At 71.8% G+C, this 15638-nt stretch carries 13 protein-coding genes; 6 read left to right on the top strand and 7 right to left on the bottom strand.

Annotated elements, in window-relative coordinates; genetic code table 11:
• Window positions 1–65 precede the first annotated feature (65 nt).
• Window positions 66–2036, bottom strand: a complete 1971-nt coding sequence (aspS, locus tag G6R24_RS04995; RefSeq protein WP_225438132.1) for an aspartate--tRNA ligase — start codon at window positions 2034–2036, stop codon at window positions 66–68.
• 190 nt (window positions 2037–2226) lie between these two features.
• Window positions 2227–2622, bottom strand: coding sequence for a hypothetical protein (locus tag G6R24_RS05000; protein ID WP_163547989.1), 396 nt, complete (start codon window positions 2620–2622; stop codon window positions 2227–2229).
• 32 nt (window positions 2623–2654) lie between these two features.
• Between G6R24_RS05000 and G6R24_RS05005 the strand changes: the two genes are divergently transcribed.
• The 3 genes from G6R24_RS05005 (at window position 2655) to G6R24_RS05015 (ending at window position 4666) form a co-directional block, all read left to right on the top strand.
• Window positions 2655–3557 carry a purine-nucleoside phosphorylase gene (locus tag G6R24_RS05005; RefSeq protein WP_163547990.1) on the top strand — a complete coding sequence of 301 codons (903 nt, stop codon included), beginning with the start codon at window positions 2655–2657 and terminating at the stop codon, window positions 3555–3557.
• Between the two features lie 180 nt (window positions 3558–3737).
• Window positions 3738–3986, top strand: a complete 249-nt coding sequence (locus G6R24_RS05010) for a hypothetical protein (protein ID WP_163547991.1) — start codon at window positions 3738–3740, stop codon at window positions 3984–3986.
• Window positions 3983–4666, top strand: a complete 684-nt coding sequence (locus G6R24_RS05015; protein WP_163547992.1) for a YdcF family protein — start codon at window positions 3983–3985, stop codon at window positions 4664–4666. Before G6R24_RS05010 ends, G6R24_RS05015 begins: the two co-directional genes overlap by 4 nt.
• 472 nt (window positions 4667–5138) lie before the next feature.
• On the opposite strand, the gene G6R24_RS05020 is transcribed toward G6R24_RS05015, so the two are convergent.
• Window positions 5139–5945 carry a methylenetetrahydrofolate reductase gene (locus G6R24_RS05020; RefSeq protein WP_163548001.1) on the bottom strand — a complete coding sequence of 269 codons (807 nt, stop codon included), beginning with the start codon at window positions 5943–5945 and terminating at the stop codon, window positions 5139–5141.
• 157 nt (window positions 5946–6102) lie between these two features.
• Complete coding sequence (upp, locus tag G6R24_RS05025; protein WP_163547993.1) at window positions 6103–6741, bottom strand: uracil phosphoribosyltransferase; 639 nt, start codon at window positions 6739–6741, stop codon at window positions 6103–6105.
• A gap of 61 nt (window positions 6742–6802) precedes the next feature.
• Here upp and deoC point away from each other — a divergent pair, with 61 nt between their 5' ends.
• On the top strand, window positions 6803–7555 hold the full coding sequence (gene deoC, locus G6R24_RS05030) for a deoxyribose-phosphate aldolase (RefSeq protein WP_391530103.1): 753 nt from the start codon (window positions 6803–6805) through the stop codon (window positions 7553–7555).
• Window positions 7556–7672: 117 nt separating this feature from the next.
• Here deoC and G6R24_RS05035 read toward each other — a convergent pair whose 3' ends face one another.
• From G6R24_RS05035 to G6R24_RS05045, 3 genes are all read right to left on the bottom strand, one after another.
• Window positions 7673–8254, bottom strand: a complete 582-nt coding sequence (locus tag G6R24_RS05035) for a DNA-3-methyladenine glycosylase I (protein WP_276511362.1) — start codon at window positions 8252–8254, stop codon at window positions 7673–7675.
• Window positions 8251–9357 (bottom strand): adenosine deaminase, encoded by a 1107-nt coding sequence (locus G6R24_RS05040; protein ID WP_217451540.1) that lies wholly within the window; start codon window positions 9355–9357, stop codon window positions 8251–8253. The genes G6R24_RS05035 and G6R24_RS05040 overlap by 4 nt, the downstream gene beginning before the upstream one ends.
• Window positions 9358–9626: 269 nt before the next feature.
• The gene (locus G6R24_RS05045) at window positions 9627–10061 is read right to left on the bottom strand and encodes a cytidine deaminase (RefSeq protein WP_163547996.1); all 435 of its coding nucleotides are present in this window, start codon (window positions 10059–10061) and stop codon (window positions 9627–9629) included.
• 187 nt (window positions 10062–10248) lie between these two features.
• On the opposite strand from G6R24_RS05045, the gene G6R24_RS05050 reads away from it, so the two are divergent.
• Window positions 10249–12885, top strand: coding sequence for a serine/threonine-protein kinase (locus G6R24_RS05050; RefSeq protein ID WP_163547997.1), 2637 nt, complete (start codon window positions 10249–10251; stop codon window positions 12883–12885).
• Window positions 12886–12978: 93 nt separating this feature from the next.
• A complete protein-coding gene (locus tag G6R24_RS05055) occupies window positions 12979–14889 on the top strand; it encodes a serine/threonine-protein kinase (RefSeq protein ID WP_163547998.1) in 1911 nt (636 codons plus the stop codon).
• Window positions 14890–15638: the final 749 nt, after the last annotated feature.

The following is a 15638-nucleotide window of genomic DNA, read 5'->3' on the forward strand; positions in this document are numbered from 1 at the left end:
GGGCAGCCGTCGCCGATCCGCCACGCGCACGGACGGCAGGTGGTGAGTACCCCTTCGGCCCGCCGTTATCCGCCCGACTGCACCCCGGATCCAGCCGAGGCTCCGCTTCCAGCCGAGGCTCCGCTTCCAGCCGAGGCTCCGCTTCCAGCCGAAGCAGCGGATCCAGCCGAGGCGGTGGGTTGATCCGATGCCCCGGCCACGACCCGAACCCCGAGCTCACGCAGCTGACGGTCGGCGACCGGCGTCGGCGCGCCGGTCAGGGGGTCCAGACCCGACTGGGTCTTCGGGAAGGCGATCACCTCGCGGATGTTCTCCTCCCCCGCGAGGATCGCGACCAGCCGGTCGATGCCGACGGCGAAGCCGCCGTGCGGCGGGGCGCCGTATCCGAACGGGGTGAGGAAGAAGCCGAAGCGGGCGTTGGCCTCCTCGGGGGTGATGCCCAGCAGGCCGAAGATGCGCTGCTGCAGCTCGCTCTCGTGGATCCGGATCGAACCGGAACCGAGCTCCCACCCGTTGAGCACCAGGTCATAGGCCCGGCTACGCACCGAGAGCGGGTCGGATTCCATCTTGTCCAGGTCGTCGGGATGCGGCCGGGTGAAGGGGTGATGACCGGGCTTGGGCCGTCCGGTCGCCGCGTCGATCCCGACGAACAGCGGGAAGTCGACCACCCAGACGAACCGCAGCGGCCCCTGGCCGGCGGGGGGACGTCCGAGATCGTTGCGGAGCTGCCCGAGTACCTCGCAGGTGGTGGCCCATTCGTCGGCGACGAGGAGCAGCAGGTCACCTTCGACCGCCGAGGTCGCCTCGACGATGCCGGCGGCCTCGGTGTCGGAGAGGAACTTGCGCACCGGCGACTCGAGCGCGCCCTGCGCGCCGACCCGCATCCATACCAGGCCCTTGGCACCCAACGACTTGGCCCGGTCGGTGAGGTCGTCCAGGCGCCGGCGGTTGTGGCTCGCCGAGCCGGCGGGCACCCGGATGCCCTTGATCGAGGCCGCGCCGGCGAACGCCTTGAAGCCGCTGTCCGCGAAGATCGCGGTCAGTTCGACCAGTTCCAGGCCGAAACGCAGGTCCGGCTTGTCCACCCCGAACCGGTTCATCGCCTCGTGCCAGGTGATCCGCTCGATCGGCGGCACCTCACCGCCCGCGCCACCCCCGTCACCCGCGTCACCCGTGTCGCGGCGGCCCACCACCGTACGGGCGGCGGCGAGGACCGCGGCGCTGATCACGTCCAGCACGTCGTCCTGGTCGACGAAGCTCATCTCGATGTCGAGCTGGGTGAACTCGTACTGCCGGTCGGCGCGCAGGTCCTCGTCGCGCAGACAGCGGGCGAACTGGAAGTAGCGGTCGGTGCCGCCGACCATGAGCAGCTGCTTGAACAGCTGCGGCGACTGCGGCAGCGCGTAGAAACTGCCCGGGAACTGTCGGGACGGGACGATGAACTCCCGCGCCCCCTCCGGCGTGGACGGCATGAGCAGCGGCGTCTCGACCTCGACGAAGTTCAGCGGCGCCAGCGCAGCCCGCATCGCACCTAGCACCGCCGAGCGGGTACGCAGGTTGCGCTGCATCCGCTCGCGCCGAAGGTCGAGGTAACGGTAGGTCAACCGGGTGGACTCCTCCACCGCGTCGGCCCGGTCGTCGAGCGGGAACGGCGGCGGGATGGCGGTCGAGAGGATCTCCACCGCGCAGTCACGCAGCTCGATCTCGCCGGTGGCCAGCCCCGGGTTCGACGTTCCCTCGGGCCGGATCACCACGGTCCCGGTGATCCGCAGCACGTACTCCGAGCGGACGTCGACCGAACCGTCGACGACGACCTGGACGAGCCCGGAGTGATCCCGCAGGTCGACGAAGGTCAGTGCCGCGCCGTGCTGGCGGCGGTGCGCCACCCAGCCGCAGACCGACACCGTCTCCCCGACGTGATCGGCCCGCAGATCACCGCACAGGTGGGTGCGCATGGCGGTGCGCCGCCCGGCTGCCTGGGAATCCCGCGATCCCGCGGTCGGTAGCTCGCCGGTGGCCGGCTGGGTTGTAGTCATCGGTCCGTCGTTCCCATCGCTGTCCGGTTCGGCCCACCGGGCCGCGGACGTCCGCCGCCGACGGCTCGGACACCGGCACAGTGCGCGGCGCCGTCCTCCGTGGCGACATCGTCACGCCCGCCGTGGGTTCCCCGCTGACCCTATCGGCCGGCAGGCGACATCGGTCCGCCGCGCCCACCCTTCGCCGGCTTCACCGGCGCAGCGCCCGGATGAATCGGGCGACCTCCGACCGCAGCCGGGCCGGGACCCGCAGCACCTGTGGTCCGCGTGGTGAGGTCAGCCCCACGGTGATGACATCCCCATGCCGAACCCCACGGGACGCCGTCACCTCCCGGCGGTCGAACACGACGTCGAACCAGTCGCCCTCGCGGGGAAACGGTGCGACGACCAGCAGCCGACGATCGGTCAGCACGATCCAGCGGGACGCGCCCACCCGACGTCCGACGAAGGTCTCCGCCCTGGCCACGAACCGACCCGCCCCCTCGGGGTCGGTCAACCGGCCACGCAGCACGACTTCGGTGAACTCGCCCGGTTCCAACGGAATATCCGGCAGACGACGATGGGAGGGCAGCAAAGGCACGGACATCAGTCTCCCCCACCACCCCGTACAGTCGCCGCGTGCAGGACCAGCCGCGGCTCACCGACCAGCCGGACCGGGTAGTCCAGCCGGGCCACACACCACCCCCCAACGGGCCGACCCCGCCCAGCCGGACCAGTGGGACCAGCCGGCCGGATGCGGCGGCCTCGGCGCTCCGGCTCGCCGAACTGACCGGTGTCGGACGGCACGAGGTGGCGATCACGATGGGTTCCGGCTGGCGTCCGGCCGCCGACATCCTGGCGGCCGCGGCCGATGAGGTCGTCGATCTGACCTTCGCGCAGCTCGGTGGCTTCCCCACCACCATCGCCGTGCCCGGGCATCGCCCGTCGGCCCGGTCGATGCGCTTCGGTGGACGCCGGCTGCTCGTCTTCCTCGGCCGGGTGCACGCCTACGAGGGCCATCCGCTGGCCCAGGTGGTGCACGCCGTCCGCCTGTCGTGCGCGGCCGGCGCGTCGACGATCGTGCTGACCAACGCGGCCGGCGGGCTGCACCCCGACCTGCGCATCGGCCAGCCCGTGCTGATCGCCGACCACCTGAACCTGACCGGACGGTCCCCACTGACCGGACCGATCTTCACCGACCTGACCGACGCCTACGCGCCACGGCTGCGCGCGCTCGCCCGCGAGGCCGACGCCTGCCTGGTCGAAGGTGTCTACGCCGGTCTCCCCGGGCCGAACTACGAGACGCCGGCGGAGATCCGGATGCTGCGCGCTCTCGGTGCCGATGTGGTCGGCATGTCCACCGTCCACGAGACGATCGCCGCCCGAGCCGAAGGCGCCGAGGTCCTCGGCCTCTCACTGGTGACGAACCTCGCCGCCGGCCTGACCGATGTCCCGCTCGACCACCGCGAGGTCCTCGCCGCCGGTGCCGCCTCGGCCCAGCGCATCGGTCACCTGCTGGCCGACCTGATCACCCGTTTCTGACTCGTCCTGTCCGCCGCGCCGTTCCAGGGCGCCGAGGGCGCTGGCGTGATGCGAGTGTGATGCCAGATGACCCAGGCCAGATGACCCACGTCAGGCGAGCCCCACCCCGCGTGCGGGGCGGCCGCGACGCGATGAGGTGACGTACTGCCGCCCGCTGAACTACCGTCGGCGCTCGCTGGGATGGTCCAGGCCTGGCTGGCCGCGGATCCCGATCCGGACGACCGGCGGGAACTGGCGCGGCTGCGTGCCGAGGTCGGCACCGACCCGACCGCGCTCGATCGGCTGCGGGGGTGCTTTCGGACCCCGCTGCGTTTCGGCACGGCCGGTCTGCGCGGTCCCCTTCGCGAGTATGCGACCGGGGTGCACGCGGCATCCCAGTTCTCCTGGACCTGTCGCTTCCGGATCCCCGACTCCGGGCACCAGCGGTGACCGGGCCCGCCGTCATCCCACGTGCTCTGCGAGGCACGGTCGAGGTGCTCTGGGACTACCACGACCTGCACCATGAGCTCCGCCCATCCGACATCGGCGTGGGCCTGGGCAGCCACGACCTGGGCGTGGCCACCTGCGCTGCCAACCTCCAGCTGCGCGGGATGTTCCCCCGGATCGTGTTCACAGGCGCGAACGCGCCGACGACCGTCGCCCGGTTCCCCCGCGGCGAGGCGGTGCACTACCGCGAGCATGCTCTCGCTCTCGGCGTCCCTGACACCGCCATCCTCGTCGAGCCGACCGCGCGCAACACTGGCGAGAACATCACCCGCACCCGCGAGATGCTCGCCAGGCACGGCATCTCCCCAAAAAGCATCACCCTGATCTCGCGGCCGTACCAGCAGCGTCGTGCTTACGCCACCTGCCGGAAACTGTGGCCAGGTGTCGACGTCCGGTGCGCGTCGGAGCCCATGAGCCTCGACGACTACATCGCCACCATCGGTGATGCCGACCGGGTCATGGCCATGCTCGCCGGGGACACCCAACGCATCTGGCGTTACGCCGAAGCCGGCCACGCCATCCCCCAGCCCGTCCCCGACAACGTCCGGCAGGCCTACCACGACCTCGTCACCGCCGGCCACATCAGTCGGCTGCTCCCCGGCCCGCCGACGGGAGCCGGATGAGGCCTGGGCTCCACTCTCATCGCTGCGGCGGGCCGCTGTGGCGCCCGCGCCCATTGTCAACGCCCACGGGGCCAGCGGCAGGTCTGCCGTACATGTCGTCGCGCGCCCAGCCGGCCGGCGCTCTCGCCGGCCGTTCAGAAGACGCCGTAGAGGTGAGGTAGGCGGCGGCTTCGGCCGGCAGGCCGGACTCCAGCGCAGTGCGGCGCGGGGTGGCCGGTGGCATCGATCGAGGGGACGGCGTATCCGCGATTCGGGCGAACTCGCTGAGCGCCAAGAGGTTGTCCGCGGGCGGTACTGGCTTCCTGCCAGACGCCCAGGGCGGCAGGAGGATCTCCGCCGCGCGCGAGACGGATCGCCACCGGCGCCGGGTCCAGTGATCGCCCGCTGCCGCTCCCTGACCGCTTTCAGCGGGGGGTTACGGCCGCGCTGTCCGGCAGGGGGTATCAGGGACCTGCGAGCAACGGCCCGGGGATCAGAGAAGGTCCTCAAGTCGGGTGGCGACCTGGCGGTAGCGGCTGACCGGAACGAGGTGCACGCCGGCGAAGGCGCCGCTGTCACGCAGCCGTAGCACCTGGTCGCAGGCCGCTTCGACCCCGGCCGTCTGGTCTCGTTCGACCGCTTCGACAAGGGCGTCGGGGATGTCGATGTCGGGGATGGTCGCGGCGAGGCGGCGGGCCATCCCGGCGCTCGCGAGGACCATCACGCCGGCGTAGACCGGTAGTTCGACCGGATGGGCGTCGCGCCAGCGCAGCAGGGCGTCCACCGAGTAGCTGACCTGCACGAACAGGAAGTCGGCCGCTCGTTTCCAGACGGGCAGTGGACGTAGGCCGGCCGCGGCGCCGACCCGGAACGCCGGCATGTCCGCGAAGACCGGATCCTCGCTGGCCGCGCGGGCCTCGTCCATCATCGCGCGCACGGTCAGGTCGCTGGTCCGGTTCCCGGCGGTGGGTTTGTCGCCGTGGACGAACAGGAACTCCTCGACGCCGTAGGCCGCGGCGGTGAGCAGGTCGCGGCGGAAGCCGAGCAGGTTACGGTCGCGGGAGTTCACGCAGGCGATGCTGCGTCCCCCCATCGTGCGCACCTCGTGGGCGACGGCGATACTCGACACCGTCGCGCGTCCGATGTGGTTGTCGGGGATCAGGAACGCGTCGGCGACGGGACTCAGCACACCGATCTGGTGGCGGACGTGGGTCAGGTCCGGCCGGGTCGGCGGCTCGATCTCGCAGATCAGCTCGAAGCCGCCCGCCGGACGTTCGTCACCCGCCGTGGATTCCCGCATCTGGACAGGATAGGACGCCACGATCCCCTGACCACAGCCACGGCCACAGCGCGCGGGTGCGCCGCGCCGCTGTGACGCGTCGACGCCCACCGGGCCAGTGGCAGGTCCGCCGTGCGTGTCGTCGCGCGCTCAGCCGGCCGTCGTTCTCGCCGGCCGTTCAGAAGACGCCGTAGATGCGGTCACCGGCGTCGCCGAGGCCGGGGATGATGTAGGCGATGTCGTTGAGGCGCTCGTCGACGGCGGCCACGACGACGGTGAGGTCGGCGGCGGCTTCGGCCGGCAGGCCGGACTCCAGCGCTGCCAGGCCCTCGGGGGCGGCGACGACGCAGACAAGTGTCACCGCCCGGGCGCCGTTCTCGTGCAGCAGGCGCAGGCAGTGCAGGGCCGAACCACCGGTGGCGAGCATCGGGTCGAGCAGCAGCACGGGTCGGCCGGCCAGCTCGGCGGGCACGGACTCGAGGTAGACCGTCGGCTGGTGGGTGGTCTCGTCCCGGGACAGGCCGAGGAACGCCGTGTGCGCGTCGGGCAGCAGTGCGAGGGCCGCGGGCAGCATCCCGAGGCCGGCGCGCAGCACCGGCGCGACCACCGGTTCGGCGGCCAGACGCACCCCGGCGGTGGTGGCCAGGGGGGTCGTCACCGTCACCGGCATGGTGGGCAGGGCGCGGGTCGCCTCGTAGACCAGCATGGTGGCGAGCTCGTGCAGGGCCGCTCGGAAGCGGGCGCGGCTGGTGCGCTCGTCGCGCAGGACGGCCAGCGACAAGGCGACCAGTGGATGGTCGACGACGTGCAGGTGCACGGACTGACTCCTCGGGCGAGCGAATCGGCAATGGGCTGGTCGGTCGGCAATGATGCAACGTATGACAGACGTTCCCGCCAGCCCCGATCGTCCAAGCAGGGAGTCCGGGAACTCCTCGCCCGCGGTGGGCCCGCGGCGGGCCGAGGTCGCCCGGATCATCGACCACACGCTGCTGGCGCCGGCGGCCACCGGCGAGGAGGTACTGGCGCTGTGCGCCGAGGCGGCCAAGCTCGGTGTCGGCGCGGTCTGCGTCGCCCCGACCCATGTGTACCTGGCGGCGGCCAGCGCCCGTCGGGACGGGCAGCCGGAGCAGCCGGCCTTCGCCGTCGCCTCGGTGGTCGGGTTTCCGCACGGCAACCACCTGACGGTGATCAAGGCCGAGGAGGCCCGGCGGGCCGTGGCGGACGGCGCCACCGAGATCGACATGGTGATCGACATCGCGAACGCGATGGACGAGAACTGGCGCGCGATCGAGACCGAGATCAGCGAGGTGCGGCTGTCCGTGCCGCCGCACGTGGTGCTCAAGGTGATCCTGGAGACGGCGCTGCTGCCCGACGCGAACATCGTCTCCGCCTGCCGGGCCGCCGAGGCCGGTGGGGCGGAGTACGTCAGGACCTCGACGGGTTTCCATCCCGCGGGTGGGGCGAGCGTGCGGGCGGTGCGCTCGATGGCGGGCGCGGTCGGCGGCCGGCTGGGGATCAAGGCCTCGGGCGGAATCCGGACGGCCGAGCAGGCCCGCACGATGCTCGAGGCCGGAGCGACCCGGCTGGGCCTGTCCGCCTCCGCCGACGTCCTGGCCGGTTTCCCCACCTGATTCGCCCCACGCCGACTGGCCTGGCCGCCGCACCTGCCCCGGACCGGACGTGTGGACGGACCGGACGGACGAACGGGCTGGACTGCCCGGACGGACGGACGGGGCCGGGCCGGGCGGTCAGTCGGTGGGGGCACGTGGCACCCAGCAGGCGGCGAGATGGTCGTCCACCAGGCCGCAGGCCTGCATGAGTGCGTACGCGGTGGTCGGGCCGATGAAGACGAACCCGGCCGCTCGCAGGGCCTTCGCCAGCGCGATCGACGCGGGCGTCTTCGCCGGGACGTCGGCGGTGGTGCGCGGGCGGGCGGCCGCGGGTGGTTGATGGGCCCACACCAGCTCGCCGAGCGGCGTGCCGAGATCGAGCACGGCCTGGGCGTTGACGATCGTCGCCTCGATCTTGCGGCGATTACGGACGATGCCGGCGTCGCCGAGGAGCCGTTCGACGTCGTCCGGCCCGTAGCCGGCGACCACCGCCGGGTCGAAGTCGGCGAACGCGGCCCGGAACGCGGGCCGTTTCCGCAGGATCGTCAGCCAGGACAGACCGGACTGGAACGCCTCCAGGGTGAGCCGTTCGTACAGCCCGACCGTGTCCCGCACCGGCTGGCCCCATTCGCCGTCGTGGTACTCGACGTACTCGGGTGTGGACAGCCCCCAGGGGCAACGTGCCTGCCCGTCCGCACCGACCACCGCACCTTCGCTCACCGGGCGATCTCCTCCTGTAGGTCGGGTGCCACATACGGCGCGAAACCGGGTTTGATGACGGTGTTGATGAGCTCGAGCCGCTCGTCGAACGGCAGGAACGCCGACTTCATCGCGTTGAGGGTGAGCCATCGGACGTCCGACCAGCCGTAGCCGTGTACCTGGGCGAGCGTCGCGAACTCACTCGACAGCGACACCCCGCTCATCAGCCGGTTGTCGGTGTTCACCGTGACCCGAAAACGCAGTCGGCGCAGCAGCGCGATCGGGTGATGCTCGATGCTCGGCGCCGCGCCCGTGTGCACATTGGACGACGGGCACATCTCCAGCGGCACCCGCACGTCACGGACATAGTTGGCGAGATCACCGAGAACCGCCGTGCCATCACGTTCGACGGTGATGTCGTCGACGATGCGCACGCCGTGCCCGAGTCGATCGGCGTTGCACCACTGCACCGCCTCCCAGATGGACGGCAGCCCGAACGCCTCACCGGCGTGGATCGTGAAATGCCCGTTGGCCCGTGCGATGTACTGGAACGCGTCCAGATGCCGGGTGGGGGGATAACCGGCCTCGGCGCCGGCGATGTCGAACCCGGCAACGCCGGCGTCGCGCCACCGCACCGCCAACTCCGCGATCTCCAGCGACCTCGCCTGGTGGCGCATGGCCGTGAGCAGCGCCCGAATCCGCAGCGGTGTGCCCCGCGCGCCGGCCCGGAACCCGTCGAGCACCGCCTCGACCACCGCATCCAACGACAGCCCCCGCTCGACGTGCAGCTCGGGAGCGAACCGCACCTCGGCGTACACGACCCCGTCGGCGGCGAGATCCTCGGCGCACTCCCGGGCCACGCGGCGAATCGCCGACGGCGTCTGCATCACCGCGACCGTGTGGCGAAACGGCTCGAGATACCGGACCAGCGAGCCGCTGGACGCCCCCTCACGAAACCAGCCGCCCAGCGCCGACACATCCGTCGTCGGCAGCCCCCGGTAGCCGATCTCCTCCGCGAGCTCGATCACCGTGGATGGCCGCAGCCCACCATCCAGATGATCGTGCAGCAGCACCTTGGGCACCCGCCGGATCTCCTCGACCTCGAGCGCCACATCAGCCAGCACAGCGGTACCAGCCAACCCAGCGGTACCAGCCAACCCAGCGGTACCAGCCAACCCAGCGGTACCAGCCAGCCCAGCCGCACCAGCCAACCCAGCGGTACCAGCCAGCCCAGCGGTTCCAGCCGACGCGGCCGCTGCCGTGGTCGTCATTGTCGCCTCCGTCTCCGGTATCTCCTCCGGCTCCGGCCCGACGGTAGGCCACCCGTCCGACAGAACCGGCCCTGCCGCGCGGACGACGCGACGGCGGTCCGGGCACCGCCGACTCAGCCGACTCAGCCGGCGCCCGCGTCCGTTGGCAGGTCCGCGGGGCCGAAGGCGTCGGGAAGCAGCTCCGCCAGCCGGCGCGCGCCCTGCGCACCGTCGATCAGGAGTTCCGGGCCGCCGTGTTCGTAAAGCACCTGTCGACACCGTCCGCACGGCGCCAGCGGCCGCCCGGAGGCGTCCACACAGACCAGTGCCGTCAGCCGGCCACCGCCCTGGGCGTGCAGCGCGGCGACCAGCCCACATTCGGCGCACAGCGTCAGACCGTAGGAGGCGTTCTCGACATTGCAGCCGGTGACGATCCACGGCTGGCCCGCCCGAGGTCCGGTCGTGGTCGCCACGACCAGCGCCGCGGCGCCGACCCGCAGACCGGAGTAGGGCGCGTAGCCCCGCGCCGCGACCCGCACCGCGGCGACCCGCAGCCGCTCCCAGACCTCGCCGCTCACCGGAGAACCATGCGGGAGATCCGCCGGGAGATCTGTCGTTTCCGCCACTATGTCGTCCACACCCAGTCCCAATCCTCCCGCTCGCCGGATGGTTCCCGGCGACCAGCGGCCTGCCCCAGCGCGGTGGACCGGCCACGATGTGATCCCATGGACGCGAGCCTCACTGGCGATCGGAAGGGACGAAGGGATGGCAGGCGAGTCCAGGTCTCCGGCGGTGCTGGTCGGCGGGCGCTATCAGCTGGCGGGCGTGCTCGGCCGGGGTGGTTTCGGGGTCGTGCACCGCGCCACGGACGAACTCCTGCGACGGCCGGTGGCCGTCAAGGAAGTGCGACTTCCCGTGACGGAGAACGGAACCGAGCGGGACCGGGCTCGGCAGCGGGTGCTGCGGGAGGCCCGCGCGGCGGGTCGGTTGCACCACCCGGGCGCGGTCTCCGTCCTCGACGTCATTGACGACGGCGATCTGCCCTGGATCGTCATGGAGTACGTCGAGGGGCAGTCGCTGGCCCGGATCATCAGCGATCTCGGCGCCCGGCCGATCGAACAGACCTGCCAGATCGGCATCACGCTCGCCTACGCCCTGGAGGCCGCGCACCGGCTCGGCATCGTGCACCGCGACGTCAAACCAAGCAACGTGCTCATCACGGCGGACGGACGAGCCCGCCTCACCGACTTCGGGATCGCGGTCAGTCACGGTGACGCCCGTCTGACCAACACCGGCATGGTGCTCGGGTCGCCGGCCTATCTACCGCCCGAGCGTGCCCGGGGTGGCACCGGCAACGCCGCCGGCGACCGGTGGGGCCTGGGCGCGGCGCTGTTCGCCACCGTCGAGGGATGCCCGCCGTATGGCGGTGGCGATCCGGTCGCGGTCGTGTCCGCGGTGATGCGCGGCGACCGGCGGCCCTTCCGCCTCGCCGGTCCGTTGGCGCCGCTCATCGACGATCTGATGAGCCCGCATGAGACGAGCCGCCCCCCGCTGTCCGCCGTCCGCCGTCGGCTACGTGACATTCTGCAGTCCTTCGGCGATACCGCGGGCGGCCGCGGTGGGAGCCGGTCGGCACGTGCGCACCGTCCCGGTCCACCCCCTGCTCCCGCGTCCGACCCGGACCCGTCGGCCTTCGAAGCCGCGCCGGCCGCAGCGGCGGCCATCACGCCCGCGCTCACCACACCGACATCGACACCCACGCCGACCGGCGACACGACGGCGGTGGACGGGCCGCGGCCGAGCGGACCGGAAGCGACCGTGCCGGGCACACGGACCGTCGCGGCGACGATCGACACAACGACCACGGTCGGTTCGACGGTCGCCGATACCGATACCGACGCCGGTGCGGACACGACCGTCGCTGTTGATCCTGCTGTCGAGGCCGACGCCTCGTCCGCGGACGATCTCGACCACCCGGCGGACAATCCCGCCGAGGTCGCCCTTCCCGTCACCGTCGAAAACCCACCGGCGGCGCCCGAAGCCGCTGACGATCCGGGCCCTGTCGGGCTGTCCGAGACCGACCACTCGACGACCATCGCCACGGTCGCCACAGTCGCGACCGCTGCGACGGTGGCCACCATGGCGTTGATGGCCGGCAACACCATCCCGCGTTCCGGTGGCGGTGACGCGCACACCGAACCGCGCGATCCGCGTCCCAGCGCGACACCGGACCCCCCGTCCGCCACCTCGACTCCGCCGGCCACATCGGCCACATCGGCCACGCCGGCCCAGTCCGGCCTACCGATCCGAGGCGCGCTGTCACCCCGACGCGCCCCGGATGCCGCCCGCGTCCGGCCGACGCTGCCCGCGGCCGCCCGTGCCCGGATCTCCCGTCCAGTGGAACGGTTGCGCCAGGTCGACCGCACACGCGCGCTCGGCGGGATTCCGGCCCGGGCCCGCCTGATCAACCGTGACACCGACGATCGGGCGACCCCGGGCTCCCCCGCGCCGACCGAACCGGGTGGCCTGGCCGACCTGGCCGAGACCGTCACCTCAGCCCCGCCAGCACCACCCATCACGCCAGCACCGCGCTCACCGCAGCCACCGGCACAGCCGCAGCCACCGGCCATGGGCGGCGCGGGCGGCGCGGGCACGGACGCCTCAGCCGCGGCCGTCGCACCGGACCCAGCCGTCCAGAGCGCGGCCACCCGGAGCCTGCGGGCCGTGGGCGCGACGCGTGGGCCTGCGCGGATTCGCCCGCTCGTCCTGGTGTCAGTGCTGGCGGTGTTCGCGGCGGTCGCCGCGGTGGCCGTGCTGCTGTTGATCAGTCGGGACGACACCCACACCGGCAATACGCAGGGCGATCGTCCGATCGCGCAGAAAACCGACAGCGGTACCCGCGCGGCGACCGTCAACGACCCGCTGGCGACCAGTTCCGTGGTTGCCATACCCCCGCCAGGCTGGGCCTCCTATACTGATCAGGCGGCCGGATGGTCGTTGGCCTACCCGGCCGGCTGGCGGTCCCAGCCGGGCCCCGGCGGGGCCGGTAACGTCGATTTCATGGACCCGGCTACCGGCTCGTTCCTCCGGGTGGGTAGCGTCAGAGAGGCAAACACCTCCGCGATCGGCGACTGGCGGCGCATCGAAGCCAGTTTCGTTCGGAGCGTGCAGGACTACCGACGCATACGGCTGACTCCCAGCGACGGTGGGGATGGCACGAACCAGGCCGACTGGGAGTTCGCGTACCGCAGGTCGGACGGGGTCATGGTGCATGTGCTCAATCGGGGCGCGATTCGCAACCGCCACGGATATGCCCTCTACTGGCATACCCCCGAAGACCTCTGGTTGCAGGATCAATCACTGATGGCAAGCCTCTTCGAGACCTTCCGGCCGGGGCCGTGATGTACACATTCGCCGGATTCACGCCTGTCAAGGCGATCGGAAACACGCAGGCCATGCTGTCTGCGGAACCCTCCGTCTGTCAGACTTGACACGATGGCCAAATCGGCAAGCGTGCCCCGGGACACCGACCGGCATGGCACGCCTCGTTACGTAGCTCAGCGCTACCGACTCGACACCCCCATCGGGCGTGGTGGAGCCGGCGTCGTCTGGCGCGGTGAGGATGAGCTCCTCCAGCGGCCGGTGGCCATCAAGGAGATCCTGGTCCCGATTGCCGGCGCGCAGAACGAGCGCGACGCGATCCGGGCCCGGGTGCTGCGGGAGGCCCGTGCGCTCGCCCGACTGCACAGCCCGGCCATCGTGTCCGTGTACGACGTGGTCGAGGAGCACGAGCGGCACTGGATCGTCATGGAGCTCGTCGACGCGGACTCGCTCGGCGACGTGATCCGTAACCACGGTCCGCTCCCGTTCGACCAGGTGGCCGCGATCGGCCTCGCGCTGACCGACGCGCTCGCCGCCGCGCACTCCGCCGGCGTGCTGCACCGTGACGTCAAGCCGGGCAACGTCCTGCTCGGGCGGGACGGCCGGGTCCGACTCACCGACTTCGGCATCGCCGCCACCGAGGGTGACGTCACTCTGACCGGTACCGGCGCGCTCGTTGGTTCCCCCGCCTACATCGCCCCCGAACGCGTGCGCGGCTCGTCCGGAAGCCCGGCCAGTGACCTGTGGGGCCTCGGCGCCACGCTGTACTCCGCGGTCGAGGGTCAGCCTCCGTTCGAAGGCCCGGAGACGTACGCGGTGCTCACCGCCGTCGTCGAGGGCCGCCGCCGCGCCTTCCGGCTGGCCGGCCCGCTGCGCAACCTGCTCAGTGACCTGATGGACCGCCCCGCCGAGGAGCGTCCGGACGTCACCGAGATCCGCCGCCGACTCATCCCGGTGGCACGTAACGCCACCCCCGTCCCGGCAGCCGTGATGCACGCCCGCTCCAAGGGCGACGAGAACGACGAGCAGCCCGGGCGGGGCAGCTCCGACGTCGGCCTGGAGAACCTGGACGACTCCCACCCGTCGGCCCCATCCACGGCCCCCGCCACCTCGACGCCGCCCTGGGGGTCCACGCCCTACGGGCCGTCCCCGACCGGCCCGAGCGCGGACTGGTCGACCGCCGACGCTGACGCTGGCCCGGCCGACACCGAGATCACCGCCGATCCGATCCCGAACGGCCTGGACGAGACCGCGATCTCCCCGGCGACCGGCGGGCTACGCCGCGCCCCGGCGACCCCCCCGGCCTCGGCACGCAACCGCGGCCCGGTGGAGCACGACGAGCCGACCAGGATCGGACGCGCCGGTCAGGCCACCGGTCCGGTGCGCGGCGGCTCCGACGACGAGACCCGCATCGGCACCACCCCACTGATCGCCGCGACCGATCTCGGCATGTTCGAGGACGACGAAGCCGCCGGCCTGGTGCACCTCGACGACTCGGGTCGACGTGCCATGGTGGGTGGCGGCGGCGCGGCGGCCGGAGCCTACGGCGGCCGGAGCCGGGCGGACGAGCAGAACCACCGGCGCCGCATCGTGGCCATCGCCGCCGGCGCGGTCGCGGCGCTCGCCGTCGTGGCTGTCGCGCTTGCCCTCACGCTGACCGGCGGGGATTCACCGAACGGCAACGACGTCTCGGCCCAGCAGACGACCGGTACACCGGCCACGCTGATTCCCGACCAGGTGACCGGTCCATCGCAACCGGCCAACGACTCGCCGGCCGTGGTGGTGCCACCGACCTCGCGTTACAGCTACCGGCCTCAGACGACAAGCCCTGCGCCGCGCGCGACGACCAGTCCGACCACGCCGCCGACCTCGGCCCCGGCGACCCAGCAGCCCACGCCCAGCCCGACCGTGCCGGCGACGACGACCCCGAGCAACAACGCGCCGGCCACGACCCGCCCGCCCACGACCCCCACCGCCCCGGCGCCCACCACCCCGGTGGCCACCCCGCCACCGCCTGACGCCTGACGGGGCATCGACCTTCTCGCTTACGGCCTGGGTGCTGGGGGTGGTTACGGCGGTCGTGACAGCAGGAGGGCGGGCACCCGGCTTCGGCTGCGGATCCATTCTTCGACGTCTTCGCCGAGGTGCCCGCGACACGCAGCAGATCATGGTGGAGGGTCGCGAGCGGTCGGTTGTGGATCGGGTTCGTGGTGCGCGACGCGGTTGCGGAGCCGGACGAGGCTGTCGGCTGGCCGGCTCTTCGCTGGCGCTGATGCCAGCGGGTGAGCTGGTCGTGCAGGGCGTTTCGCAGGACGATCTCGAAGAGTCCGAGGAGCTCGTGAGACGCGGCGCCGATGCCGCTGTTCCACTCGTACAGGGCCACTGCCTGCTCAAGGTCATGATTGCAGGCCCGTTCGTACGGATCCGAGGCGCTCGGCGCTCAGCCTGCGCCGGAGCTGGAGCGCGAAGGCATGCGGCGGGCCACAGCGTTCGACATCGGGCTACCGGTCTTCTAGACCGTGCGGTGGACACCCCGGATGGCCTCTACCGCTGTACGGCTTTACGCCTGAAGCGGCAAGCCTCCGGGGGGGTTGTCTGCCCGTCCACTTTATGGTGATCAACGTGTCCGAACTCGTGGCCGGTGCGAGGCCGATGAGGTGACCCTGTCAAGGCGCGCCTCTGGTTCCTGATCGCGGTGGGTGTGGACGTGGGGGATCTGGCCGAACTTGTGGACCATGCGCTTATGACCTAGTGCAGCGCCTCAGTAGTTCCTT

The organism is Candidatus Frankia nodulisporulans, assembly GCF_902806475.1.
Taxonomy (GTDB): Bacteria; Actinomycetota; Actinomycetes; order Frankiales; family Frankiaceae; genus Frankia; species Frankia umida.

Bases quoted from the DNA above. Each gene is read 5' to 3' on its own strand.
- G6R24_RS05000 (WP_163547989.1), bottom strand. From the start codon at position 2,622: ATGTCCGTGCCTTTGCTGCCCTCCCATCGTCGTCTGCCGGATATTCCG.
- G6R24_RS05055 (WP_163547998.1), top strand. From the start codon at position 12,979: ATGGCCAAATCGGCAAGCGTGCCCCGGGACACCGACCGGCATGGCACG.
- aspS (WP_225438132.1), bottom strand. From the start codon at position 2,036: ATGACTACAACCCAGCCGGCCACCGGCGAGCTACCGACCGCGGGATCG.
- G6R24_RS05010 (WP_163547991.1), top strand. From the start codon at position 3,738: ATGGTCCAGGCCTGGCTGGCCGCGGATCCCGATCCGGACGACCGGCGG.
- G6R24_RS05050 (WP_163547997.1), top strand. From the start codon at position 10,249: ATGGCAGGCGAGTCCAGGTCTCCGGCGGTGCTGGTCGGCGGGCGCTAT.
- G6R24_RS05020 (WP_163548001.1), bottom strand. From the start codon at position 5,945: ATGCGGGAATCCACGGCGGGTGACGAACGTCCGGCGGGCGGCTTCGAG.
- deoC (WP_391530103.1), top strand. From the start codon at position 6,803: ATGACAGACGTTCCCGCCAGCCCCGATCGTCCAAGCAGGGAGTCCGGG.